The sequence below is a fragment of the Lysinibacillus sp. FJAT-14745 genome (assembly GCF_001275675.1).
Taxonomy (GTDB): domain Bacteria; phylum Bacillota; class Bacilli; order Bacillales_A; family Planococcaceae; genus Lysinibacillus.
In genome coordinates, this window is record NZ_LITM01000008.1 from 227158 (window position 1) to 249518 (window position 22361).

The 22361-nt window shown below is 37.7% G+C and carries 27 protein-coding genes, 1 pseudogene, 1 riboswitch and 1 other annotated feature (1 of these 30 running past the window's edge); of the genes and pseudogenes, 11 read left to right on the top strand and 17 right to left on the bottom strand.

The window, feature by feature from the left end:
* The 3 genes and pseudogenes from AMS59_RS14775 to AMS59_RS24355 form a co-directional block, all read right to left on the bottom strand.
* Positions 1-215, bottom strand: a 215-nt coding sequence (locus AMS59_RS14775; RefSeq protein ID WP_156304687.1) for a helix-turn-helix domain-containing protein, incomplete at its 3' end; no start/stop codon positions are given.
* 14 nt (positions 216-229) lie between these two features.
* Positions 230-352, bottom strand: coding sequence for a hypothetical protein (locus AMS59_RS26715; RefSeq protein ID WP_255350019.1), 123 nt, complete (start codon positions 350-352; stop codon positions 230-232).
* Positions 353-937: 585 nt separating this feature from the next.
* Positions 938-1090: pseudogene (locus AMS59_RS24355) on the bottom strand (octanoyltransferase); the annotation flags it as partial.
* 157 nt (positions 1091-1247) lie between these two features.
* Between AMS59_RS24355 and hemQ the strand changes: the two are divergent.
* Positions 1248-1997 carry a hydrogen peroxide-dependent heme synthase gene (gene hemQ, locus AMS59_RS14780; RefSeq protein ID WP_053484506.1) on the top strand — a complete coding sequence of 250 codons (750 nt, stop codon included), beginning with the start codon at positions 1248-1250 and terminating at the stop codon, positions 1995-1997.
* A 57-nt stretch (positions 1998-2054) separates the two neighbouring features.
* Here the strand turns inward: hemQ and AMS59_RS14785 are convergent, their stop codons facing one another.
* A complete protein-coding gene (locus AMS59_RS14785) occupies positions 2055-2237 on the bottom strand; it encodes a hypothetical protein (protein ID WP_053484507.1) in 183 nt (60 codons plus the stop codon).
* 931 nt (positions 2238-3168) lie between these two features.
* Here AMS59_RS14785 and AMS59_RS14790 point away from each other — a divergent pair.
* Together AMS59_RS14790 and gerQ are read left to right on the top strand one after the other, a co-directional pair.
* On the top strand, positions 3169-3594 hold the full coding sequence (locus AMS59_RS14790) for a cell wall hydrolase (protein WP_082337525.1): 426 nt from the start codon (positions 3169-3171) through the stop codon (positions 3592-3594).
* A gap of 21 nt (positions 3595-3615) precedes the next feature.
* Entirely contained in the window at positions 3616-3957 is a 342-nt protein-coding gene (gene gerQ, locus AMS59_RS14795) for a spore coat protein GerQ (protein ID WP_053484509.1), read from the top strand.
* A gap of 292 nt (positions 3958-4249) precedes the next feature.
* On the opposite strand, the gene AMS59_RS14800 is transcribed toward gerQ, so the two are convergent.
* The 5 genes from AMS59_RS14800 to AMS59_RS14820 all read right to left on the bottom strand — a co-directional run bounded on the left by AMS59_RS14800 (position 4250) and on the right by AMS59_RS14820 (position 7256).
* On the bottom strand, positions 4250-5428 hold the full coding sequence (locus tag AMS59_RS14800) for a M20 family metallopeptidase (protein ID WP_053484510.1): 1179 nt from the start codon (positions 5426-5428) through the stop codon (positions 4250-4252).
* 227 nt (positions 5429-5655) lie between these two features.
* Complete coding sequence (locus tag AMS59_RS14805) at positions 5656-6036, bottom strand: DUF423 domain-containing protein (protein ID WP_053484511.1); 381 nt, start codon at positions 6034-6036, stop codon at positions 5656-5658.
* Between the two features lie 26 nt (positions 6037-6062).
* Positions 6063-6329 (bottom strand): YwdI family protein, encoded by a 267-nt coding sequence (locus tag AMS59_RS14810; protein WP_053484512.1) that lies wholly within the window; start codon positions 6327-6329, stop codon positions 6063-6065.
* Positions 6326-6505 carry a hypothetical protein gene (locus AMS59_RS26380; RefSeq protein ID WP_053484513.1) on the bottom strand — a complete coding sequence of 60 codons (180 nt, stop codon included), beginning with the start codon at positions 6503-6505 and terminating at the stop codon, positions 6326-6328. Before AMS59_RS26380 ends, AMS59_RS14810 begins: the two co-directional genes overlap by 4 nt.
* Before the next feature lie 73 nt (positions 6506-6578).
* Positions 6579-7256, bottom strand: coding sequence for a uracil-DNA glycosylase (locus AMS59_RS14820; RefSeq protein ID WP_053484514.1), 678 nt, complete (start codon positions 7254-7256; stop codon positions 6579-6581).
* A gap of 316 nt (positions 7257-7572) precedes the next feature.
* On the opposite strand from AMS59_RS14820, the gene thiD reads away from it, so the two are divergent.
* On the top strand, positions 7573-8403 hold the full coding sequence (gene thiD / locus AMS59_RS14825) for a bifunctional hydroxymethylpyrimidine kinase/phosphomethylpyrimidine kinase (RefSeq protein ID WP_053484515.1): 831 nt from the start codon (positions 7573-7575) through the stop codon (positions 8401-8403).
* 61 nt (positions 8404-8464) lie between these two features.
* Here thiD and AMS59_RS14830 read toward each other — a convergent pair whose 3' ends face one another.
* Entirely contained in the window at positions 8465-8989 is a 525-nt protein-coding gene (locus tag AMS59_RS14830) for an acyl-CoA thioesterase (protein ID WP_369814335.1), read from the bottom strand.
* 182 nt (positions 8990-9171) lie between these two features.
* On the opposite strand from AMS59_RS14830, the gene AMS59_RS14835 reads away from it, so the two are divergent.
* Positions 9172-9507 carry a hypothetical protein gene (locus AMS59_RS14835; RefSeq protein WP_234007803.1) on the top strand — a complete coding sequence of 112 codons (336 nt, stop codon included), beginning with the start codon at positions 9172-9174 and terminating at the stop codon, positions 9505-9507.
* Between the two features lie 393 nt (positions 9508-9900).
* Here the strand turns inward: AMS59_RS14835 and AMS59_RS14840 are convergent, their stop codons facing one another.
* Positions 9901-10263 carry a DUF779 domain-containing protein gene (locus AMS59_RS14840; protein ID WP_053484517.1) on the bottom strand — a complete coding sequence of 121 codons (363 nt, stop codon included), beginning with the start codon at positions 10261-10263 and terminating at the stop codon, positions 9901-9903.
* A 21-nt stretch (positions 10264-10284) separates the two neighbouring features.
* A complete protein-coding gene (locus tag AMS59_RS14845) occupies positions 10285-11805 on the bottom strand; it encodes an aldehyde dehydrogenase family protein (RefSeq protein WP_053484518.1) in 1521 nt (506 codons plus the stop codon).
* Positions 11806-12084: 279 nt separating this feature from the next.
* Between AMS59_RS14845 and AMS59_RS14850 the strand changes: the two genes are divergently transcribed.
* Positions 12085-12435 (top strand): YojF family protein, encoded by a 351-nt coding sequence (locus tag AMS59_RS14850; RefSeq protein WP_053484519.1) that lies wholly within the window; start codon positions 12085-12087, stop codon positions 12433-12435.
* Between the two features lie 13 nt (positions 12436-12448).
* A complete protein-coding gene (bshB2, locus tag AMS59_RS14855; protein WP_053484520.1) occupies positions 12449-13138 on the top strand; it encodes a bacillithiol biosynthesis deacetylase BshB2 in 690 nt (229 codons plus the stop codon).
* Positions 13139-13258: 120 nt separating this feature from the next.
* On the opposite strand, the gene AMS59_RS14860 is transcribed toward bshB2, so the two are convergent.
* On the bottom strand, positions 13259-14002 hold the full coding sequence (locus tag AMS59_RS14860) for a DUF475 domain-containing protein (protein ID WP_053484521.1): 744 nt from the start codon (positions 14000-14002) through the stop codon (positions 13259-13261).
* A gap of 223 nt (positions 14003-14225) precedes the next feature.
* On the opposite strand from AMS59_RS14860, the gene ilvA reads away from it, so the two are divergent.
* Entirely contained in the window at positions 14226-15488 is a 1263-nt protein-coding gene (gene ilvA / locus AMS59_RS14865; protein ID WP_053484522.1) for a threonine ammonia-lyase IlvA, read from the top strand.
* Positions 15489-15669: 181 nt separating this feature from the next.
* Here the strand turns inward: ilvA and AMS59_RS14870 are convergent, their stop codons facing one another.
* The 4 genes from AMS59_RS14870 to AMS59_RS14885 form a co-directional block, all read right to left on the bottom strand.
* Positions 15670-16614: an NERD domain-containing protein gene (locus tag AMS59_RS14870; RefSeq protein ID WP_053484523.1), complete on the bottom strand. Its 945-nt coding sequence runs from the start codon at positions 16612-16614 to the stop codon at positions 15670-15672.
* Positions 16615-16809: 195 nt separating this feature from the next.
* Positions 16810-17604, bottom strand: a complete 795-nt coding sequence (locus AMS59_RS14875) for an ABC transporter ATP-binding protein (protein WP_053484524.1) — start codon at positions 17602-17604, stop codon at positions 16810-16812.
* Positions 17597-18625 (bottom strand): ABC transporter permease, encoded by a 1029-nt coding sequence (locus AMS59_RS14880; protein WP_053484525.1) that lies wholly within the window; start codon positions 18623-18625, stop codon positions 17597-17599. The genes AMS59_RS14875 and AMS59_RS14880 overlap by 8 nt, the downstream gene beginning before the upstream one ends.
* A 439-nt stretch (positions 18626-19064) precedes the next feature.
* Positions 19065-20087 carry an ABC transporter substrate-binding protein gene (locus AMS59_RS14885; RefSeq protein ID WP_053484526.1) on the bottom strand — a complete coding sequence of 341 codons (1023 nt, stop codon included), beginning with the start codon at positions 20085-20087 and terminating at the stop codon, positions 19065-19067.
* Between the two features lie 583 nt (positions 20088-20670).
* Here AMS59_RS14885 and AMS59_RS14890 point away from each other — a divergent pair.
* The 3 genes from AMS59_RS14890 to AMS59_RS14900 all read left to right on the top strand — a co-directional run bounded on the left by AMS59_RS14890 (position 20671) and on the right by AMS59_RS14900 (position 22209).
* Positions 20671-20928, top strand: a complete 258-nt coding sequence (locus AMS59_RS14890) for a hypothetical protein (protein ID WP_053484527.1) — start codon at positions 20671-20673, stop codon at positions 20926-20928.
* A 70-nt stretch (positions 20929-20998) separates the two neighbouring features.
* Positions 20999-21394: a DUF1259 domain-containing protein gene (locus AMS59_RS14895; RefSeq protein ID WP_053484528.1), complete on the top strand. Its 396-nt coding sequence runs from the start codon at positions 20999-21001 to the stop codon at positions 21392-21394.
* Positions 21395-21675: 281 nt separating this feature from the next.
* A riboswitch (PreQ1 riboswitch) is annotated at positions 21676-21720 on the top strand.
* Positions 21721-21726: 6 nt separating this feature from the next.
* Complete coding sequence (locus tag AMS59_RS14900) at positions 21727-22209, top strand: QueT transporter family protein (RefSeq protein ID WP_053484529.1); 483 nt, start codon at positions 21727-21729, stop codon at positions 22207-22209.
* A gap of 79 nt (positions 22210-22288) precedes the next feature.
* Positions 22289-22361, top strand: a binding site (T-box leader) (it continues 128 nt past the right edge of the window).

The following is a 22361-nucleotide window of genomic DNA, read 5'->3' on the forward strand; positions in this document are numbered from 1 at the left end:
ACTTCCTTTAGCCATTTATGCGTCGTTGGTTTCAGTTCATTATTGATTTTCTTACGAATTTCGCTCTCTTTGACTGTGCGCTTCTCGTCGTTATAAATACGTTCACTTTCAGCCAAGAAATAATTGTAAGCCCATCTCGCAGTCCCCGCAGACTTCCAAAACAAAACCTCTTGTTCTTTAGTTGGTTTTAATCTTATCTTTGTCGCCACTATCATTGTTTTTCACCTCGTCAATCAATCGTTAGCTTTCTTAGACCGTTGACTGGATAATCTATTTTGTAAAGACCGTGACAATGAGTTACAACATTTACACCAACACGTTTAGCAAATTTCCCAATGGACATTAATTCCATGCGTACCACCTCTCTTTCACTAAGATACAATCACATTACCCTAATTAGAGAGGTTGCTAACATTTTTATATGTGTATATATTTTTCTTGTTCACATGAAGGCGCAACCCTTCATGCAGTCTTTCTCTCACGAGTAGACCTCTTATGCTTTCACATAAGCGCAGACTATATCTTCATCTTATCTTCTAAATAAGAGCCACATTTTTCTTCCGCCATTCGCTTGCGGTTTTACTCTCCCTCAAGGAGATAGTCGTTGAACGTCTTCCTTGTCTCATGAGAGATTTAGGAGTTCGCTGCTAAACATCCATTGTCAAAGCACTTAGCGCTACCGTTTTCCGTTGTCACGATGATCCTTTACGGACACTGAGTAATTTTTTTCAGCTTATGCCATCCTTGTTGTTTTTTCTGCTTTCGCACCGTTACGTCTGCCGTTTCCAGCTCCGCTTTGGTCACAAGGCTTTAGGAGTTAAAAGCAATTAACGTGGAGTTCGCACCAATCGCTTGATACGAAGGGTATTCTGTTAAAAAATCTATGCTTCTATACAGGTTTGTATAGGTTTGTCTAAATTTGTCGTAACAGTTTAGTTACCCATGTACGAATAGTAGGTGGAGAGGCTAATTGCCCAACTAGCTGACATAAAGTATCGTCTGTTGCAAAGGATTCTAGTGGCGATCTTTGCTTTGCGCTAATGGATTGATCGTAAAAACGCCAAATTGGCTGTTGTAATATACTTTTCATGATTGGAGCTCCTCTATTTACATCTCTTCTCTTTAGAATACATTATCTATGGAAGGTGTCAAATTCGTGAAATGCAATCATGAACTTAGGGAATTTGTACAAACTATGATAAACTAAAATTTGAATGGTATTCACTTATAAAGGAGTGTTTTTAATAATGAATGAAGCAGCAATTACTTTAGATGGTTGGTACGCTTTACATGATTTTCGCTCAATCGACTGGGCTTCATGGAAACTAGTTTCTGCTGAGGAACGCCAAGCAGCAGTAAAAGAATTCATTGCATATTTAGAAAAATTAAACGAAGCTGATATCGCTAAAACAGGTGCCCATGCATTTTACGCAATCGTTGGTCAAAAAGCTGACTTTATGATTATGACTTTACGTGAAACAATGGAAGAGCTACAAGAGCTTGAAGCTGAATTTAATAAATTAGCGATTGCTGATTTTACAATTCCTACATATTCATATGTGTCTGTTGTAGAGCTTTCTAACTATTTAGCAGGTGATTCAGACGAAGATCCTTACCAAAATCCACATGTGCGTGCTCGTTTATATCCTGAACTTCCACGTGCTAAGCATGTATGCTTCTATCCAATGGATAAGCGTCGTCAAGGCAATGATAACTGGTATATGCTTTCAATGGACGAACGCAAATCGCTAATGCGTTCTCACGGTATGATTGGACGTGGCTATGCTGGTAAAGTTAAACAAATCATTACTGGTTCTGTTGGCTTCGACGATCACGAATGGGGCGTAACACTATTCGCAGATGACGTACTACAATTCAAAAAATTAGTATATGAAATGCGTTTTGATGAAGTTTCAGCTCGCTACGGTGAGTTCGGTGCATTCTTCGTTGGGAACCTTCTTGATAACGAAAAACTAGTGAAATTCTTAACTGTCTAATTGAGAATGCTTTTAAATATAAAAATGCGAGTCCTTAGTAGCGGACTCGTATTTTTTTTACAATTCATTTTCTTCGCTGTTCTCTGATTCCAATATTAAAATAATTGTATGAATAAAAAAACCAGTTAGAATCATAAGGAAAACTAAATACCAATTATATGGTTGATGATAGTATTCTGCTATACCAATGGCCATGAATGCACTTATAATTATTGCTACAAACGTACCAAAAATATGCATTATAACACTCCTTCATGAAAGCAAAAAATAATTTTCTACTTTAGTATGTCACAGTTCATTTTTAATATACTTGCAAAACATTAGATTTCACCTACTTAATCAAAAAAAATTAACAAAAAAATAAGAAAGCGTCACCCACTAACGATGACACTTTCTTATTTTCATATTGCTGCAATGTACCTCAAGACCTTTCATCCTTAACCTTCAAAATTAGTATAATCGTATTGATAAAAAACCCAACTACGATTATTAATATAAAGAGATACCAATGGAGTGGCTGTCCGTAGAAACTCCCCACTAAAAATGCCAGCACAGCACTCAACAAAATACCTACCCAAACACCAATCTCCATACCTTGTCACCTCACATGTATTCAATACACATGCAATTTCCTATCTCACGTTCCCCATTATATTTTCTATTCTCTATTTACCCATTTTTATAAAATTGAGGATGAAATTTGCAAAAACGTATGAGTGGAAGCTGGGATACTCCTTGGGGATTCAGCGTCACATGGAGTGAGCGCAAGTAGAGAAACGAAGGTTAAAAGCAACACGACCCATGCAAATCAACCCCACGTTATGATAATGAAAAAAATTATTTAAAAACTTGGCCCTCTTTTACAAAAGACTCGTTATTACTAATATATGCCTAGCATTTTTAAATTGTGAATTTCTTTCAATCAATTATGCCTCGGCATAATTGCTCCGGAATCGGCTTTGTGCTTGCACAAAGCCGATTCCGTGACATCCGCCGGAGGCTTTAACTTCTTTCAGCAGGTGTTTAGACATCCACTGAAACAGTAACTTAAACCCGCATTCATCTCACCACCTGCTGACGCTTCGCTTTCGGTACAAAAGACATCTGCTGAAAAAAGTTAAAATTGAACATGTCTACAATACCATCATGCATATACTGTCTGCGAGGAGGAGTGAAAGTCGCCGTTAAAAAGACGAATGATGCACAAACATCCATGCTAGCAAGGCTTATGCACGCTGAGGCAGAAGGGGAAGGAAATTTAGGTATGTTGATGATCGGCAATGTGGGCGTCAATCGTGTACGAGCAGATTGTTTAAATTTTTCGGATGTTCGTACAATTGAACTAATGGTTTTTCAGCGTCCTGGGGGCTTTGAAGCGACACAAAAAGGCTTCTTTTATCAACGAGCACGTGATCAAGACCTTCGATTAGCAAAGAGAGTTATTGAAGGCGAAAGATTTTATCCAGCGACTCGTTCGCTATGGTTTTTCAGACCTGAGGGAGATTATCCAGCACAATGGTATGGTCAGTGGAACACGGGAAGATTCAAAGCACATTGCTTCTTCTCGCCAACCGAAGAAGATTGTCCTCAAATCTAAAAGAAAGAAGGTTGATAACTTATGATGCCTTATTATTGGACACCGACAACGCAACAACAAATGCCTCCACAGGTAATGCCTCCACAGACGACTGGAGCACGACCATCTGGACGGGAGCAATCGTATATTGAAAATATTCTACGTTTGAATCGTGGAAAACCTGGTACTTTCCATTTTTCCTTTGAGCATGCGGTTGAGCCAGGAAAAAACACGAAAATTGTACGAGGCGTTGTAGAAGCTGCTGGTCGAGATCACGTTATTTTACGTGAACTCAAATCGGATCATCGTTTCCTATTCCCAATGATTTACTTTGATTTTGCTGAATATGATGAAGAAATGGCTTATTTTAACCAAAATCCATAATTGAAATGAGTTGTTATACATTCATATTTTCTTATATGGTAAAATTCCACTCCTCTATATGCGAGTAAGATAAGAGCAAAAGGATGCTTCTTCGTTACGTTTTACTTATGCTGCGTAGCATCGTAAGATTCCCTTGACGCTCAATTGGGCTTCGTGTTCTTGCTTGCGCGGCAAATGTTTTTCGTATGAAACGAGGAATCTACGTGGATATTTGCCATTAGATCAAAAAAATTGGCATGTTAGGATACTTCCTAGTATGCCAATTTTTATTGAAAGCCTATGCCTTATGGAACTATTGATTTTCTTGTAAAAACTGCAATGTTGCTTTCCCTAATGTTTTGGCAGCAATCAACATTGCACGTTCATCAAAGTCAAAGCGTGCATGATGATGAGGATATGCTACTTCCCACTCCGGCTTTTTTGCACCCGTGAAGAAAAATGTACCTGGTACATTCTCTAAATAATACGCAAAGTCCTCACCAATCATAAATGGTGGGCACGTTATAATATTTTCTACTCCTGGTATATTTGCTGCAAGTTGTGCAATAAATTCTGTTTCTTTCGCATGGTTGTAAACAGGTGGATAGCCTCTTGTATAACGATAATCATAGCTTGCACCAAAGGCCAAACAAGTGGCATTTAACACTGCCTCAAGCTCTTGCTCCAATTGTCTTCGTACCTGCTCCTCAAAAGTACGGACTGTTCCAGCTAATATTACCCGTTCGGCAATAACATTGAAAGGATTAATCGCCTCAAAATGACCAATTGTTAAGACGGCCGATTTTAATGGATCAATACGTCGAGATATAAGCTGCTGTGCATTGATTACAAACTGTGATGCAAGAGTAACAGCATCAATAGAATGATGGGGCTCAGCACCATGACCACCTTTACCTTGAATCGTAATTTCCACCTTATCCGCAGCAGCCATAATTGCTCCATCTCTCACCAATATATCTCCCAATGGTGTTGGTGCCCATAAATGTGTACCGAAAATAACATCTACTCCGTCTAGACAGCCATCTTCAATCATAGGCTTTGCTCCACCTGGCGCCATTTCTTCTGCATGCTGATGAATAAATACTATATTGCCTGCAATGTCATCCTTTATTGCATTAAGTGCTTTAGCAAGCCCTAGTAATGTTGCAGTATGACCATCATGTCCACATGCATGCATTTTACCATCTACTTTTGACTTATAAGGGGCGTCATTTTCCTCCTGAATTGCCAATGCATCAAAATCAGCGCGCAACGCCACTGTTTTACCCGGCTTCCCTCCACGTAAAGTAGCAACAACACCACGTTCACCTACATGCTCACGAACCTCATGCCCTAACGCTCGATGAAAAGCAGCTACATACGACGGTGTCTCCACTTCCTCAAAGGATAATTCCGGATATTCATGTAGATGGCGACGAATCGCTACCATTTCATCATAGTTATGATCTAGTAAAGTAAAAAGCTTCTCCATATCCTAAAACCTCACTTCCTATTTGTCGAACCTATTTGATAATAACAGTGTACTATAAATCCTTACAAAAACAATAGGAATTAAAACTACCAATCTATAGAAATTATATTGTTGATTAGGAAGAAAAATTCTTTTGATCCTTTACAAGTAGTTACCTCTTTAAAAAGCAAAAACTCCCTCACACATAGTGTAAAGGAGTAACTTTGTAGAAATATCTATTGATTTTTTTATCGAGCATGTTTTAGGGCAGATACTATAATTAGCGTCCAGCCAGCTAAAAATAGAACACCACCAATTGGTGTGATGGCACCTAGAACTTTAACGCCGCTGATTGCCAGTACATATAAGCTTCCTGAAAAGAAAACAATACCTAGGTTAAAAAAGATTCCAGCTAAATTCAACTGCTTTACTTCACCTAGAAGTTTCGAGCTCATCAATATGCCAATTATAAGTAGACCCGTGGCATGAAACATTTGGTACTGAACAGCTGTCTCCCAAATCCCACGACCATAATCGTCTAGAACTCCTTTTAAAGCGTGTGCACCGAATGCACCCAATGCCACTGCTAAAAAGCCGTGGAGTGCACCTGTCACGATAAATTTTTTCATGTCATTTCCCCTACCTTTAATCATGATTAAAAGTCAAAAATTGAATCACCATTTGCTCCATCTTCTTCTTCAATTTTTGCTGTATATAAACTTGTTTGCTTCGGCTCCGTTACTAGCATTTGTGGCAGATGTTTTGACTGCGCTTTAGAGATGCCATCAGGTGAGTCTAATACTACATCACATAATGCTCGGATTGCTGTTAAGGTTTCACGAATTTGTTGTTCGTTTCCAGTATTTTTGACACCAGATAATTGTTTTTCAAGTTGTTGAATAACGGCTTGATAAGGAATCATTGCATTCTCCCACTTTCTACTTTTGGCACAAACTTTAGACAGTCCGTGCCAGAGGATTGTTTAACGACAACGGATGGTATTTGCTTCGTTTTAAAGCCGTATGCTACACAGGCCCGTGGCGTTTGTGGGTCCCATGTTACTTTGAAATATTGACATTTGAAACAATTTACCTTCATCGTTGTTCCTCACTTTCTTCTATTATTAACTGTAACATGAAACGGTAAGTGTATAAAGAATATGATTTGCAATCTAAGCTAGAGACCAATCAATTGGTTGCTCTCCCCATTCCACTAACTGCGCATTGATCTTCGAATATGGTTTACTACCGAAAAAACCTCGATAAGCACTAAGTGGACTTGGATGAGGTGCTTCTAAAATTAAATGCGGTGTAGAGTATTTACGAATTAATAGTTTTTTACGTTGTGCTGGTTTACCCCAAAGCACAAAAATAATGGGTTTATCTCTTGATGCTAATTTATCGATTACAGCATCCGTAAATTGCTCCCATCCTTGTTCCTTATGAGAATTCGCCTGTCCTGCTCGAACAGTTAATACAGTATTCAATAACATTACACCCTGCTGTGCCCATTTTGTTAATGTTCCGTTTTGAGGGATTGGACAGCCAAGATCATCCTGTAACTCCTTTAGCATATTTCGTAGGCTTGGTGGGTGTGGGATTCCCGGCATGACCGAAAAACTTAATCCATGCGCTTGATTTGGTCCATGATAAGGATCCTGACCTAAAATTACGACCTTTACGTCATGATAAGTCGTCGTATAAAATGCATTCATTACGTCATTCATCGGTGGATAAATTGTTTGTGTTGCATATTCATCTGCTACAAATTGACGTAGCTTTGTATAGTATGTTTTTTCTATTTCTTCTACAAGTATTTCTTGCCAGTCATTCGGGAATGCTTGTTTCATCGTAATATAAGCCCCTTTCTCTTCTTACAACGGTACAAAAAAATAATGTTGAATTCAAGCATCAGAAAAAGAAGTTAAACTGACCTTGTAAAAATATATAATTCTGACTATTTTTATGGAATCAGAATAAGACTATACTAGATGGTAATTATCAATTATGCCTCGGCATAATTGCGTCCGGATTCGGCTTTGTGCCTGCACAAAGAAGTACCTTTCCGAATCTGTGACATCCGCCGGAGCTTTAACTTATTTCAGCGGATGTTTGGACACCCACTGAAATAAGTTAAAACTTTCATCTATAAAGGAGATCTTCCACATGGCTCTTAAAAAAACTTTAACGATTGCTGGTTCAGATACATCCGGTGGCGCAGGTATGCAAGCCGATCTTAAAACATTCCAGGAGCACGGCACATATGGCATGGTGGCATTAACGGTTGTCGTAACAATGGATCCAAATGGTTGGACTCATAACGTAACTCCATTACCAACAGAGCTTTTGCAAAAACAAATTGATACTGCTCTTTCAACAGGCATTGACGCAATAAAAACTGGTATGCTGTCAACTGAAGAAATTATTCGTATCGCAGGTGATGCTATCGCAAAATCTGGTACGACAAATGTTGTCATTGACCCTGTAATGGTATGCAAGGGAGAAGATGAAGTGTTGAACCCCGGTAACACAGATGCAATGATTCAATATCTTTTACCATTAGCTGCAGTTACAACACCTAACCTGTTTGAGGCTGGGCAATTAGCTGGCACTGGAACACCAAAAACAATCGAGGAAATGAAAACAACTGCTCGTAAAATTCACGAGCTTGGTGCTAAAGCTGTTGTCATTAAAGGTGGAAAAGCGTTAGCTACTGAAAAAGCAACTGACTTATTCTTCGACGGTGAAAAATTCTACTTATTAGAATCTGAAAAAGTTGCTTCTACTTATAATCATGGAGCTGGCTGTACATTTGCTGCTTCAGTAACAGCAAACCTTGCAAACGGTCTTTCAGTAAAAGAGGCTGTAATTGAAGCAAAAGAATTCGTTTCAGCTGCAATCGCTCACGGTTGGGCGTTAAATGACTATGTAGGACCAGTTATGCACGGTGCAAAATCTCGTTTTGGCGCACCAGAAGTAACAGTGATAGAAATTTAAATATAAAGAGGCATCTGATTACTTATCAGATGCCTCTTTTACATATAGTAGTTCTTCATCATTACGAGCAATCCCATGGATCGTTCATCGATATGAATTGAGCCAATGCCTTACTTTCCTTTTTACGCTCTGCACGTGCTTTTGCTCGTTCAGCTGCAGTCTCATGTAGCTTTGTCTCCTCTACAGTTTCTGGAATGATAGATGGAACTGGGGTTGGTTTATTATTTTCATCTAATGCAACAAAGGTTAATAACGCTGTTGCCGCTACCTTACGTTCTCCCGTTTTCAAATTCTCAGAAATGACCTTTACGAAAACTTCCATTGAAGATGTCCCTGTCCACGTTACATAAGATTCGAAATAGACAGAATCGGTCTGGCGTATTGGATGCAGAAAATCTACAGAATCCGTTGAGGCCGTCACACAATCTCTACGACTATGCTTAGCAGCTGAAATTGAAGCTACTTGATCGATGTCACTCATTAATCGACCACCAAACAGTGTATTATGATTATTAATATCATTCGGAAAAACTCGACTTGTACGCATAACTCTAGATTCTTTACAATATTTAAAGTTCTTGTCCACATCTATTCCCCCTAAACAACTGTTCATTTCTACTATATTGCTCTATTTGCCCATAAAAATCAAACAATTTATTAGAAAATTAAGTTTTTTTAATTTTGACTGTGGTTTTTTTATTAATTCTTTGGACAAGATACGCTACTACTTCATATGCCATATATTAGCTGTATATGGGAGGGAGAAAAATGGCAAGACGTAGACAACAACAAGACCCAAATCCAAATACACAAGCAAGTTTCCTAGGTGCTCAAGAAGCAGGTCTCCTAGGTGAAGACACAGGTGTCCAAAGTGGAAATATAACCTCTACGAAAGTAGAATTAATATCTTCAATGGTTTTGACAATAGGGTATTCATTAGCAACCCTCTCCAACATTTTAGCATTGCAGGAAGAAGAGGCAATAGAACAATCAAGAACATCCGACGCGCAAAATCAAAATGTTTTATTTAGACAAATGCATAGACATCTATCACATCTCAACACTCGTCTAGATTCCATTGAACGAAAACTCAACCGATATTAATAAATACATACCCCAAAAACCGTTCATTATAAAAAGCCGCGATTCTCCGTCATAAAAGAGAATCGCGGCCTTTTTTACTATACTATGATAATGAGCTTTCAGTCTTCTTCCCTTTTTACAGCTATACATAACAATGTTGAAGGAACGTCATCTATTGTACCAAGATAGAATTCGTTATTACCTAGTTTAAAATTCCCTTCAACATTATGCGCTGCCTTTCCGTCATTTAAGGAAGAAATCATGGTTAGTATCTTTTCATTTGTGAAACCGCATACAATACAAAACGACACATTTTGTACAAAATTGCTTTCACACTCATTATATTGATATATTTCTATATTTTTTTCAAGAATATTGCTCGAAAAATCTTCATAGATTTAAAGATGCAATCAATTAAAAGAGCTTTATTACTTCTTCATACTCTTCCGTTGTGAATACTCTAGAGTTCGTAATGAAATGCATATTTTCAACACTATCTAAAGAAAAACTTGCACCTCTGCCCTCAATCGCATGAATAATCAATTGCGTATGCTTAAAATATTCATATTGCGCTCTATGAATGTAAAAGGGAACGTCATCTATTGTACCAAGATAGATATCGTTTTCACCAATTTTAAAATCTCCTTCTACATAACACATCGGTACAGAGCCATCACAGCAACCCCCAGATTGATAAAACATGATAGCGCCATGCCTACTCTTAATTAGCTCTATCAAATTTAAAGCCTCTTTTGTTGCAATCACTCGTTCTACCATGTCGTTATTCATCCTTTAGTATTAGAAAAATCCTTGTGCTTCTTTTTTGTAGCTCACTAAAAGACATTTAGTTTGTTGGTAGTGATCTAACATCATTGCGTGGTTTTCACGACCGATACCAGAAAGTTTGAATCCACCAAATGCAGCACCCGCTGGATATTGATGATAAGTGTTTGTCCAAACACGACCAGCTTGAATAGCTCGACCTGCACGGTAAGCAATGTCACCAGAACGTGACCAAACACCAGCACCTAAACCATATTCTGTATCATTTGCAATTTCCATTGCTTCATCGAAATCTTTGAATGTAGTCACGCCAAGCACTGGGCCAAAGATTTCTTCTTGGAAGATTCGCATTTTATTGTGACCTTTGAAAACTGTTGGTTTAATATAGTTACCTCCTGCAAGGTCGCCTTCAAGAATATTTTCTTCTCCACCTATTAAGCACTCGGCACCTTCTTCTTTACCAAGTTTTAGGTAAGAAAGGATTTTTTGTTTTTGTTCGTTAGAAGCTTGAGCACCCATCATGACTTCTGTATCTAATGGATTACCAATTTTAATAGCTTTTACGCGTTCTAATGCAAGTTCAATGAATTTATCGTAAATGGATTCTTGAACAAGTGCACGTGAAGGACAAGTACAAATTTCACCTGAGTTTAATGCGAACATCACAAAGCCCTCAATTGCTTTATTTAAATATTCATCATCTGAAGTCATTACGTCCTCAAAGAATACGTTTGGTGATTTACCACCTAGCTCTAATGTTACAGGAATAATATTTTCAGTTGCATATTGCATAATTTGGCGACCAACAGCTGTTGAACCAGTAAAAGCAACTTTTGCAATTCGTTTGTTCGTTGCAAGTGGTTTACCAACTTCAACACCAAAGCCGTTGACAATGTTAAGTACGCCTTTTGGTAGGATATCTTGAATTGTTTCTATTAACACTAATAATGAAACTGGCGTTTGCTCAGCTGGTTTCATCACGATACAGTTACCTGCTGCAAGTGCAGGAGCAATTTTCCAAGCAGCCATTAAGATCGGGAAGTTCCAAGGTATGATTTGGCCAACTACACCTAGTGGCTCTTGGAAGTGGTATGCAACAGTGTCGTTATCTAATTGTGTTGTACGGCCTTCTTGTGCACGGATAACACCTGCAAAATAACGGAAGTGATCAATTGCTAAAGGAATATCTGCGTTTAAAGTTTCGCGAACTGCTTTACCATTATCCCATGTTTCTGCAACAGCAATCATTTCTAAGTTTTCTTCAATGCGATCTGCGATTTTATTTAAAATAGATGCACGCTCAGTTGCACTTGTTTTACCCCATGCATCTTTTGCTGCGTGTGCTGCATCAAGGGCAAGCTCAATATCTTCAACTGTTGAACGAGCTGCTTTTGTGAAAACTTGACCTGTTACAGGTGTTTTATTTTCAAAATATTGACCTTTTACTGGAGGAACCCATTCGCCACCGATAAAGTTATCATATTTTTCTTTGAAATTTACTACTGCGCCTGGAGTATTAGGATTTGCATAGATCATAGTATCAATCTCCTCATATTTTATTTATGAAACCGCATACAAATTATAACGACACCATTCATATCAATCTGTTTCATGTGTCCTATATTGATACATTAAAATAGTTTTTTCAAGCAATCACACCTAATAATAGCAAAATAATAGTTTTTCAAAATAAAGAATTTTCTGTTTTTTTATCAATAACATTAATGATTAGCTTGGCAACAAAAGCCTTTCAATTTCCCTTTGTTATCTTTTTTGACTATACTTAAAATAGAAATAATCGAGAGGAGTGTTAAGATGCAAGAAGTACAAGTAAAGACGTTGCAGGAATTATTGAATTCTTTCGCCAACAAAGACGTTTATATTCATCTTGAGACGACGAACGGTTCTTATGCAGCACACTTTGATGAGAAATTTTTTAATGCTGGTGCTTTTATTCGCAATGCTAAAATCAACTATGAACTTGCTAAAGTGGTAGATGATTCACCCCATCGTGTCGGATTAAAAATGGCACATGGCTGGGTTTATGCTCAAGGCATCACACATTTTGAATTAGATGATTTAGGCCGTTTATTAATGGCTGGACTAGACTACTCGGGTAAATTGGCGATTGCACTTGAAATTAGCGAAACGCCGTTTACTTACTAAGGGGGACGACTTTTTGAATTTACAACCACAACGTCATATTTTAATTGTTTACCCTCACCCAGATGATGAGGCTTTTTCAGTTGCTGGAACAATTGCCTACTATACTAAGAAAATGAATACACCTGTTACATATGCCTGTTTAACTTTAGGCGAGATGGGGCGTAATTTAGGAAATCCACCTTTTGCAACACGTGAATCCTTGCCAGAAATTCGACGTAAGGAGCTTATCACAGCAGCAGAGGCTATGGGAATACAAGATTTACGTATGCTTGGTTTCCGTGATAAAACGATTGAATTTGAAGACGATGAAAAAATGGTAAAGCTTGTTGAAGGTTTAATAGAGGAGTTAATGCCTTCTCTTATCATTACATTCTTACCTGGTTTTGCAGTGCATCCTGACCACGAGGCAACAGCACGTGCTGTAGTAGAAGCTGTTCGTCGAATGCCAAAAGCCGCACGTCCACAAGTGTTCGGCTGTGCCTTTGCAAATGATACAATTGAAAAAAATGGTGAGCCACATGTTGTCGTCGATATTCGTGAAATGAAGACAGATAAAATTAAAGCATTACAAGCACACGCATCCCAAACAGCTTGGATGATGCAAGAAACAGAAAAACGTATTGATGACGGTGAGCCAATGAGTGAAAGCTGGCTTAATATTGAAAAATTCTATATTGTAAATCCTGATCAATATGTAAAATAATGTGCTACAGTGCTCGTTTACTTCCGACAAGCGCTTTAGCTTAGGCGAAAACGATGCCCTCTATAATAACGATAAAACGGTTCTGTCCTCTTTCCTAATTGAGAACAGAACCGTTTTATATTATGCGACCTTCATTTTTTTTAAGAAATGAATAATGAAAGTGATAGCAAAAATAATAATTAATACAATAAAAAACATATAATGTGGAACGTCAATACCGATGACACTGGCTAGCATTTTCAGTGCTATAATTCCAATAATAATAAATGCTGTTGCCTCTAATTCTGGTATTTTTTCAATAATGATTAAAAATAAGCCTGCAATCGTTCTCATCATTAAAATACCTAACATTCCCCCGATTAATAATATCCAAATTTGATTGGATATCGCAAAAGCGGCAAAAATCGCGTCAATTGAAAAGGCAATATCCATCAGTTCTACAGAAATAACCGTTGCCCAAAACGTTCCAAAAAGACGAACCAACAACCCTGTTTTTTTCATCTCCTTGGCACTATCCGCTTCTCCTATCTGTAAGAAATGAGCGACACATAGCCAACCTAAATACAAGGCTCCTAGCAATTTAATAAACCAAAATTCTACCAAATAAACACCTATACCGATAAATAAAAATCGAAAAAAATAAGCTCCCAACATACCGTACATTAATGCTCGTTTGCGTTGTTTGTTTGGCAAATGCTTCACTAACACTGCTAATACAAGTGCGTTATCTGCCGAGAGTAAACCTTCTATTATAATTAGTGTTGATATTAACCCCCAAGATACAGGGTCAGTTAAGATCTCTTTCCACATTTCCCAATTGAAAAATTGAATGTATGTAGATAGAATTCCTTGAATGATTTCCAATACATACCCTCCTACTTGTCCCAAGGTATTCTAGTATATGCTTGACCATTTTCGTTATGAGGAAATGTGTACATCCTTTATTTCTCCCAAAAATTCTCGAAGAAATCAATTTTGCATTAATCAGACACCGAAAATTTAGAATTTACTAAAAATTAATGACAAAAAGCTTATAAAATGTGCTATCATAGATAAATGTTTTATACGCATACGGAGGATGAATATTATGGAAGCTGCTGACACTAGAACTGTGCAAGTAGAAAATATCTTGATTGCACATCATTTCTTAAAAGACGTAGTGGTACACACACCACTACAAAAAAATGACTATCTATCCGAGAAATACGGAGCTAATATTTATTTTAAACGCGAAGATTTACAGCATGTACGCTCATTTAAACTTCGTGGTGCCTATTATAAGATTAAAAAAATTGAAGAAGAGGCTCGTAAAGTTGGCGTTGTTTGTGCAAGTGCGGGCAATCATGCCCAAGGTGTTGCCTACGCCTGTGCACAACTGAAAATTCAAGCAAGTATTTTTATGCCTCAAACAACACCTAAGCAAAAAATTGACCAAGTGCGTATGTTTGGTCGTGAATTTGTAGAAATTATTTTAGCTGGTGATACCTTTGATGATTCTGCAGAAAGTGCATTTGCTTACTGTGATGAACACGATAAAATCTTTATTCACCCATTTGATGATTTTGATGTCATCGCTGGACAAGGAACGGTCGCAGTTGAAATTATGAATGACATGGAGGAACCCATTGATTACGTGTTTGGTAGTATTGGTGGCGGTGGCTTAATGTCAGGTGTTTCTGCCTATGTGAAAAACCTTTCTCCTAATAGTAAAATTATCGGTGTAGAGCCTGCTGGGGCGGGCAGTATGAAGGCTGCATTTGCAGAAGGCGGTGCAGTGGCACTTGATTGGATTGACAAATTCGTAGATGGTGCTGCGGTAAAATGCGTCGGTAATCACACATATGATGTTTGTCGTCGCTACTTAGACGACATCGTACTAGTACCAGAAGGAAAAGTATGTACAACAATTTTAGATCTTTACAATAAACATGCCATTATTGCAGAGCCTGCTGGAGCATTATCAGTAGCAGCACTCGACTCTTATAAAGAGGAGATTAAAGGCAAATCAGTCGTTATCATCATTAGTGGTGGTAATAATGACATCGGTCGTATGCAGGAGATTAAAGAAAAATCTTTAATTCACGAAGGCTTACTCTACTACTTCATCGTCAGCTTCCCACAGCGTGCAGGCGCGCTTCGCCAATTCCTAACAAGCGTTGTAGGACCAAATGATGACATTACAACTTTCGAATATACAAAGAAAAACAACAAAGAAAGTGGTCCTGCCCTAGTCGGTATCGAGCTTGGCAACCGTGAAGACTACGAAGGATTACTAGCACGCATGAATGAATTCGGCTTCAAATACAAAGAAGTAAACAACGACATCCAACTATTCGGCCTACTAGTCTAAAATAAAGAGTCACACTTTTACTATATAAGTGTGGCTTTTTTAGGTTTATCGGGATAAATTTGTGATTTATCGGAACAATTTTGTGTTTTATCGGAACAATTTCGAGATTTATCGGAATGTTTCATCAACTTATCGGAACATTAGATAAAAACAGTCTATCTGACCGCTCTGATAGACTATACTATTTAATAATATACTTTCGATTCTTCTTTGCGCCTACTTCTTGAAGCTGTAACGACTTCAATATTTTATAAACTGTTTTAACGCAAGAGATACCGAAAAAATCTTGAAATAAACTGTTGGATATCAATTCTCCATACATATAACGGTAATCTTTCAGTGCATCATTGAATGCTTGATTATCTACCTCACCACACTTCTCACACTGCCACTTACCTTGACGATATTGCATGACAAATCGATAATCGCACTTAGAGCATAATACACCTTTCTTTAGTTCATCCATCCTCATATCGCATGTCCATTGTGTAGGTTTATGCATCTTTAGAATATGTGTTGAGAGTTCTCTTAAAACTTTTTCACTTAGATAGACTTGTTGATGTTGCGTGAACAGCTGTTCTACCTTCTCAGCCAACCCACTCACATGAATAATCGGTTGCGCAGACAAACTTGGTGTCATAATCATATTCGGATTTGCAGAGACGATCATATAAACAATAGGTATATGATAGCCAGCCTTTTGAAAAATCTGATGTAAAAACCTAGCATGTCGCTTCACTTGATCAAAGGGATTTCTAAAGCCATCTACTTTGCCATCAGAAGTAATTCGAATAAACTGATGATTATCTTCCATATATTCTACATGACCAACGATATTTTTAATTTCCACTATTAAAACAAAATTCCGTGACATCAATAATGTATCTATTTGATGGATTGATTCACCTTCAGCTTTAAGCTGTACATCATGCAATAAATAATGCGCATGCTCCAAATAGATTTCCTGCCATTCTCGATCTACTCTTTGCTCGCCTGCATACCCTGCTCTTGTTCTATTTAACATTTCTTGATAGTAAGTAGACTTTGGGTGAGATTTCGGTAACCGCCTTCCAAGCATTTCTAATGCGAGTTGCTTCGATGAGACTTCGCGCTTTTTCAGTAGCATATTTTCACCTCCTTTAGCTAGATTATAATGGACTTTATCGAAAGAGTTTGCTTATTTATCGAGAACTTTTGATTGTTTATCGACCAACTTTTTTAGTTTATCTACCAACTTTTTTAATTTATCACCCAACTTCCCAAAAATATCGACATCTAGCGAAAAAACGCCCACACCTATGTGTGAGCGTTTTATCATTTATTATCCTAGTAGCGCACGGTCTGAGTTCATTTTCTCACCGCGGATACGTTCGAACTCGGCCATTAAATCTGGGATGGTTAATTCATGCTTGCGATCCTCGCCAACCTCTAAAATGATTTGACCTTTATCCATCATAATTAGGCGATTTCCTAAGTCTAATGCTTGTTGCATATTGTGCGTGACCATCAATGTCGTTAAGTTGTCTTTCTCAACTAAATATTTTGTAATACGTGTGATTAACTCTGCACGAGATGGGTCAAGTGCCGCCGTATGCTCGTCTAGCAATAAAATCGAAGGCTTCGTAAATGTTGCCATTAAAAGAGACAAAGCTTGACGCTCCCCTCCCGAAAGTAAGCCAACTTTTGCAGACAATCGATTTTCCAGATTTAAGCCCAACATCTGCAATGATTCCTTGAAAAATTCTCGACGCTTTTTATCAACACCGATTCGCATGCCTCTTCTCTTATTACGTGAATAAGCTAATGCTAAATTTTCCTCAATCGTCATTGTTGGTGCTGTGCCAGCCATCGGATCCTGGAATACGCGGCCGATATAGTGAGAACGCTTATATTCTGGTAAAGTAGTAACCTCATTCCCATCAATTGAAACCGTGCCGAAGTCTGGTGTTAACGCGCCAGAAATCATATTCATCATGGTCGATTTACCAGCACCATTACTGCCGATAATTGTGACGAAATCCCCGGGCTTTAAGTGCAAATTAATTTCTGCAAGTGCTATTTTTTCATCAGGTGTACCTTCATTAAAAATCTTATTAATGCCGTTTAATTTAAGCAAGGCCTTTCCCTCCCTGCTCAACCGTCTTTACTTGTGTCCTCTCTGCTGCGCGCTTCACCTTACGTTTGCGCTCCTTACTCTTATTGATAAATTGAGGTAAAACCAACGCTATAATAACAATGATAGCCGTTATTAATTTCATATCTCCTGAATCAAGGAAATCTACTCGTAATGCTAATGCTAAAATAATGCGATAAATAATGGCTCCAGCAATGACAGCGAAAGTTGTGCGCATAATCGTTTTTGTACCGAAAATTGCTTCGCCGATAATAACAGATGCAAGACCAATCACAATCATCCCTATCCCCATACTGACATCTGAGAACTTCGAATATTGTGCGATTAGAGCTCCCGAAAATGCAACAAGTGCGTTAGAAAGCCCTAGCCCAAGAATAATAAGTGTATCTGTATTTGCCGAGAAGCTACGAATCATACGCTTATTATCACCAGTTGCTCGAATAGCCAGTCCGACCTCTGTTTTTAAGAACCAGTCTACAATGAACTTAATTAAAATCGTGATGATTAATACTACGATCACCGTACTCCATGTTGATGGTAGTTGCTGAACGCCGATGCCTTTTAATAAGTTATTTAATGCCGTATCGATACCTAAATTACTCCAAAATGCTTGAAACTTTGAAAATAAAGTCTCTGAATTCAATAGTGGAATATTCGGACGACCTATCGTATTTTCTGTAGTTGATCCCATTATACGTAGGTTAATAGAATACAAAGCAATCATCATTAAAATCCCTGATAACAGAGGATTAATTTTCCCTTTTGTGTGAAGAATTCCTGTCATACATCCAGCAATAAATCCAGCAACAATTGCCACTAAAGTCGCTAAGATTGGGTGGTAGCCAAGCAGAATCATCGTTGCCGCTGTAGCCGCCCCTGTTACAAAGCTTCCATCAACCGTTAAATCCGGAAAATCTAACACGCGGAATGTTAAATACACACCAAGTGCCATAATTGCATAGATGATTCCCTGCTCCATCGCGCCAAATATTGCTAAAAACATAGTTGAATCATCTCCTAATAATTTCTTAAAATATAATGGCTCACCACCATAACTTGTAGTTGATTTCCGTTCCGACTGGGCGCTTTCCTAGGGGCGTCCGATGAGCCGCTTCACTCGCTTCGCTCGCTCCAGGGTCTCATCTGTGACGCTGATCCCCAAGGAGTCGCCCAGTCTCCACTCCAATCAACTTATCCACATGACATACAACTTTCAATGAAAACCATAATTTTCATATAAATTAGTGTTCTAATAAGATGCCACTAAAAAAGATTGCCCAACACACTTGTGGATCAATGCATAATTCTTAAATGTATCCTATCCACTAACGAGCGGTGATTCTTCCTCATAAATGATTTCCTTTTTTATTCTAAAAGTAGATAAAGCGGGGGTAGTTTTAGTTCTCCCCCGCTTCGCTCCATAAGATGATCATGTCAGATCATTACTTTTCTAAAAGCTCTGCACCCCAAGAATCTTTAATGTCGATTCCTAAATTATCGGCTACTTTTTTATTGATTAATAGTTTTAGCTTTTGTGGATATTGCGCTGGTATATCGGCAGGTTTTGCTTCACCTTTTAGAATCTTCACAGCCATTTGCCCCGCTTCATAACCGATGTCATAATATTCAAAACCATATGCCGCTAAGCCACCACGTGCCACAGAGTCAAGCTCTCCAACAACTAGTGGTAATTTATTGGCATTCGCTACATCAATTACAGACTCAAGAGCCGAAACTACTGTATTATCAGTAATGATATAGAATGCATCTGCTTTACCGATCAATGATTCAGCAGCTTGTTTTACTTCCGCTGAAGTTGCTGCAGATGCCTCAACTACTGTTAGGCCTTGCTCACCCATGACCTTTTTCACTTCTTTTATTTGTGCTACTGAGTTTTGCTCACCAGCGTTGTAAACCATACCTACTTTTTTCGCGCCTAGTTCCTTTAAGAATGCCACTGTTTTCGAAATAGTATCAGGATGTAAATCGATCGTTCCTGTTACATTTTTCCCTGGTTTCTCCATAGAATCTATTAACTGTGCGCCAACAGCATCTGTTACAGAAGTGAAGACAATTGGAATTTCACTAGTAGCTGTCGCTGCCGCTTGTGCAGATGGTGTAGAATTAGCAAAGATTAAATCTACATTGGCACTTACTAGATTGTTTGCAATCGTCGTGTTAAGGCTATTATCTCCTTGCGCTATTTGTGGATCGTACTCAACTTTTAATCCTGAATCTTCAATCGCCTTTTTAAAGCCATCAGTTGCAGCATTTAAAGATGGATGCTCAACAATTTGAGTAATCCCGATTTTATATGTTTTGTCACTTGCATTGCCGCTCTCACTTGCATTATTCGTTTCTTTCCCCTTCGAATCCGATGAACTAGAGCCACTGCTACCACAAGCAGCAAGCATTAAAACTAACCCAAATAACAGGAACGAAAGCTTTTTTAAATTGCTTTTCACAAATAATCCCCCCGATATTATCTCTGATATTTATCACACTTTATCCAAACGAAGTGTGAACGTATCGCTATATTATCGTTATTATCGAGGTTCGTCAACAACATTATGAATGTTCTGACTTTTAAAATTTGCTAAATATTTTATCTTTTCATTTAATTTGTCGCTTTAAACCGCTAAACTACGCTGTTTGTATAAATTGATTTCTTTTTCTAACATAACAAAAATTTTTTTGACAATTTTGCGAAGTTATTTGATTTTTAAAGTAGTTTATGAAAAACCTAAAAAACCTGATTAGAAATGTCAGGTCCTCATAACAATTATCATTCACTCTTACTTTTTCAAGATATCTACTAACCAACTACTTTGGGGTAACGGGATATCTGGGAAGCATACGTGCGTTTGAGCAACACCTTGAATGGCTGAATAAAAACAACCTGCAAGTGCTTTAGAATCACCATCTCGTATTACTCCCTAATAAGATTTGATTGATATCTACAAATAATATTCCTTTTCAGTCTCCTTTTTTACATTTAATGCATATGATGCAAATGAGACTAGTGCTGTTCCCAAAAGGAGGAATACCATGAATAATGATGGAATGGATTTAAATCATCAACCTTCTTATTCAAAAGAGAAGCAAAATGCAAAAACAGGAGATATTGACACAATCATTTCTAATCTTTGTGACAGTCTATTCGAATTTGCTCTAGATTTTGCCTTAAATGCCTTAGAATATACAAAAGACCTAGATGAAGAACTAGAATATACGGATGAATTTAAAAAACAACTAGACGATCTAATTATTGAAATAGAAGAAATTAAAAATATTTTAGATGAGTAATTTCAAATCAGAACCCCTTACTACTTTCGCTCTAAGATATCCTCAAATATTAAAAAGTAGAGGTGTCTAAATGCAAAATCCCCAAGATATTTGTACAAAATTTGCTCAGATTGCAAACGGTAAAGCTTCTGTCAAACATGGCGTATGCTCAGTAAAACTTAATCGCAATCTTAATGTGAAGATTCAAGGTCGCCCAAGTCGTAGTGCACTTCATGCTGGAATAACATTCGAATCACTTGATATATATGGAAATGCACTTAACTTAGGTGAAGTTGTAGTACTAGAAAAGGAAATACCTTCATTTGTTAAGGTACTTGCAGAAAATAATTTGATTATAAGTGCTGTTCATAATCACTGGATATATTCGGACCCCGCTATTTTATACGTTCACTTTCAATCAATAGAGCCCCCATTAATCTTTGCTCAAAAATTTGCTCAAGCATTTAGTCTATTAAAAAACTACTGAAATGTTCACTTTAAAAGAACTGCTTAGAACAGTTCTTTTTTGATATGACTGGACTCTCCTTTAGTGCTTGCTTCTATAGTCCAATTTCAGCCCATCTATAAAGAAAAGTAGTACAAGCCCCCTTCTTATGGATTCAAAATTCGAATCCTGGTCACGCACACACATCTAATTAACGAGCAACGAACAAGAGCTAAATAATACCGTTAGCACTAAGAATTTCTACACTTTTTTTACTCATCGCTATTTACAAATAAGCATGAACATTGATATGATTGCATTTGCTTCACGTGGTTCGTAACCATCCCACGTAAAAAAACTAAGGAGAAATGAATATGAAAATAAAATTTTTAGCAACGAGCGGCATTATTGCAGCGCTCTACATTGCTGTTACATTATTAGTCGCACCATTCGGCTTTACAGAAGTGCAGTTCCGACTATCTGAAATGTTTAACCATCTAGTTGCCTTTAACCCTCGTTTTGCCGTTGGAATTATTATTGGTGTATTTATCTCCAATATATTTTCACCAAACGGCATTATCGATTTGTATTTTGGTGTAGCCCATTCAATGATTACCCTTGGGTTGTTCATTCTTATTTGTAAATTTGTCAAAAATATTTGGGCTCGTTTAGTCATCAATACATTGTTATTTACATGCACAATGTTCATCATTGCCTTAGAATTAAACATAGCATTAGAATTACCATTCTTTTGGACATGGTTGACTGTTGCTGCAGGTGAATTTGTTGTCTTAGCGGTTGGTGCACCGATTATGTATATATTGAATAAACGCTTAAACTTCAAAAATTTAATTTAAAAGACGGATCTTATTAGATTCGTTTTTTTATTTTCTTGATCCTTGACACTATTCTGAAAATACTTTACAATTCATTTCAATAAATGCTAGGAAAAAGAATAGTAGCAAGCGGTCGTACTTAAAGAGAGCTGATGGTTGGTGCAAATCAGTAG

Excerpts from the sequence above, each read along its gene's own strand:
- AMS59_RS26715 (WP_255350019.1), bottom strand. The coding sequence starts at position 352 with ATGGAATTAATGTCCATTGGGAAATTTGCTAAACGTGTTGGTGTAAAT.
- hemQ (WP_053484506.1), top strand. The coding sequence starts at position 1,248 with ATGAATGAAGCAGCAATTACTTTAGATGGTTGGTACGCTTTACATGAT.
- AMS59_RS14785 (WP_053484507.1), bottom strand. The coding sequence starts at position 2,237 with ATGCATATTTTTGGTACGTTTGTAGCAATAATTATAAGTGCATTCATG.
- gerQ (WP_053484509.1), top strand. The coding sequence starts at position 3,616 with ATGATGCCTTATTATTGGACACCGACAACGCAACAACAAATGCCTCCA.
- AMS59_RS14800 (WP_053484510.1), bottom strand. The coding sequence starts at position 5,428 with ATGGAGAAGCTTTTTACTTTACTAGATCATAACTATGATGAAATGGTA.
- AMS59_RS14805 (WP_053484511.1), bottom strand. The coding sequence starts at position 6,036 with ATGAAAAAATTTATCGTGACAGGTGCACTCCACGGCTTTTTAGCAGTG.
- AMS59_RS14810 (WP_053484512.1), bottom strand. The coding sequence starts at position 6,329 with ATGATTCCTTATCAAGCCGTTATTCAACAACTTGAAAAACAATTATCT.
- AMS59_RS26380 (WP_053484513.1), bottom strand. The coding sequence starts at position 6,505 with ATGAAGGTAAATTGTTTCAAATGTCAATATTTCAAAGTAACATGGGAC.
- AMS59_RS14820 (WP_053484514.1), bottom strand. The coding sequence starts at position 7,256 with ATGAAACAAGCATTCCCGAATGACTGGCAAGAAATACTTGTAGAAGAA.
- thiD (WP_053484515.1), top strand. The coding sequence starts at position 7,573 with ATGGCTCTTAAAAAAACTTTAACGATTGCTGGTTCAGATACATCCGGT.
- AMS59_RS14835 (WP_234007803.1), top strand. The coding sequence starts at position 9,172 with ATGGCAAGACGTAGACAACAACAAGACCCAAATCCAAATACACAAGCA.
- AMS59_RS14840 (WP_053484517.1), bottom strand. The coding sequence starts at position 10,263 with ATGGTAGAACGAGTGATTGCAACAAAAGAGGCTTTAAATTTGATAGAG.
- AMS59_RS14845 (WP_053484518.1), bottom strand. The coding sequence starts at position 11,805 with ATGATCTATGCAAATCCTAATACTCCAGGCGCAGTAGTAAATTTCAAA.
- AMS59_RS14850 (WP_053484519.1), top strand. The coding sequence starts at position 12,085 with ATGCAAGAAGTACAAGTAAAGACGTTGCAGGAATTATTGAATTCTTTC.
- ilvA (WP_053484522.1), top strand. The coding sequence starts at position 14,226 with ATGGAAGCTGCTGACACTAGAACTGTGCAAGTAGAAAATATCTTGATT.
- AMS59_RS14870 (WP_053484523.1), bottom strand. The coding sequence starts at position 16,614 with ATGCTACTGAAAAAGCGCGAAGTCTCATCGAAGCAACTCGCATTAGAA.
- AMS59_RS14880 (WP_053484525.1), bottom strand. The coding sequence starts at position 18,625 with ATGTTTTTAGCAATATTTGGCGCGATGGAGCAGGGAATCATCTATGCA.
- AMS59_RS14890 (WP_053484527.1), top strand. The coding sequence starts at position 20,671 with ATGAATAATGATGGAATGGATTTAAATCATCAACCTTCTTATTCAAAA.
- AMS59_RS14895 (WP_053484528.1), top strand. The coding sequence starts at position 20,999 with ATGCAAAATCCCCAAGATATTTGTACAAAATTTGCTCAGATTGCAAAC.
- AMS59_RS14900 (WP_053484529.1), top strand. The coding sequence starts at position 21,727 with ATGAAAATAAAATTTTTAGCAACGAGCGGCATTATTGCAGCGCTCTAC.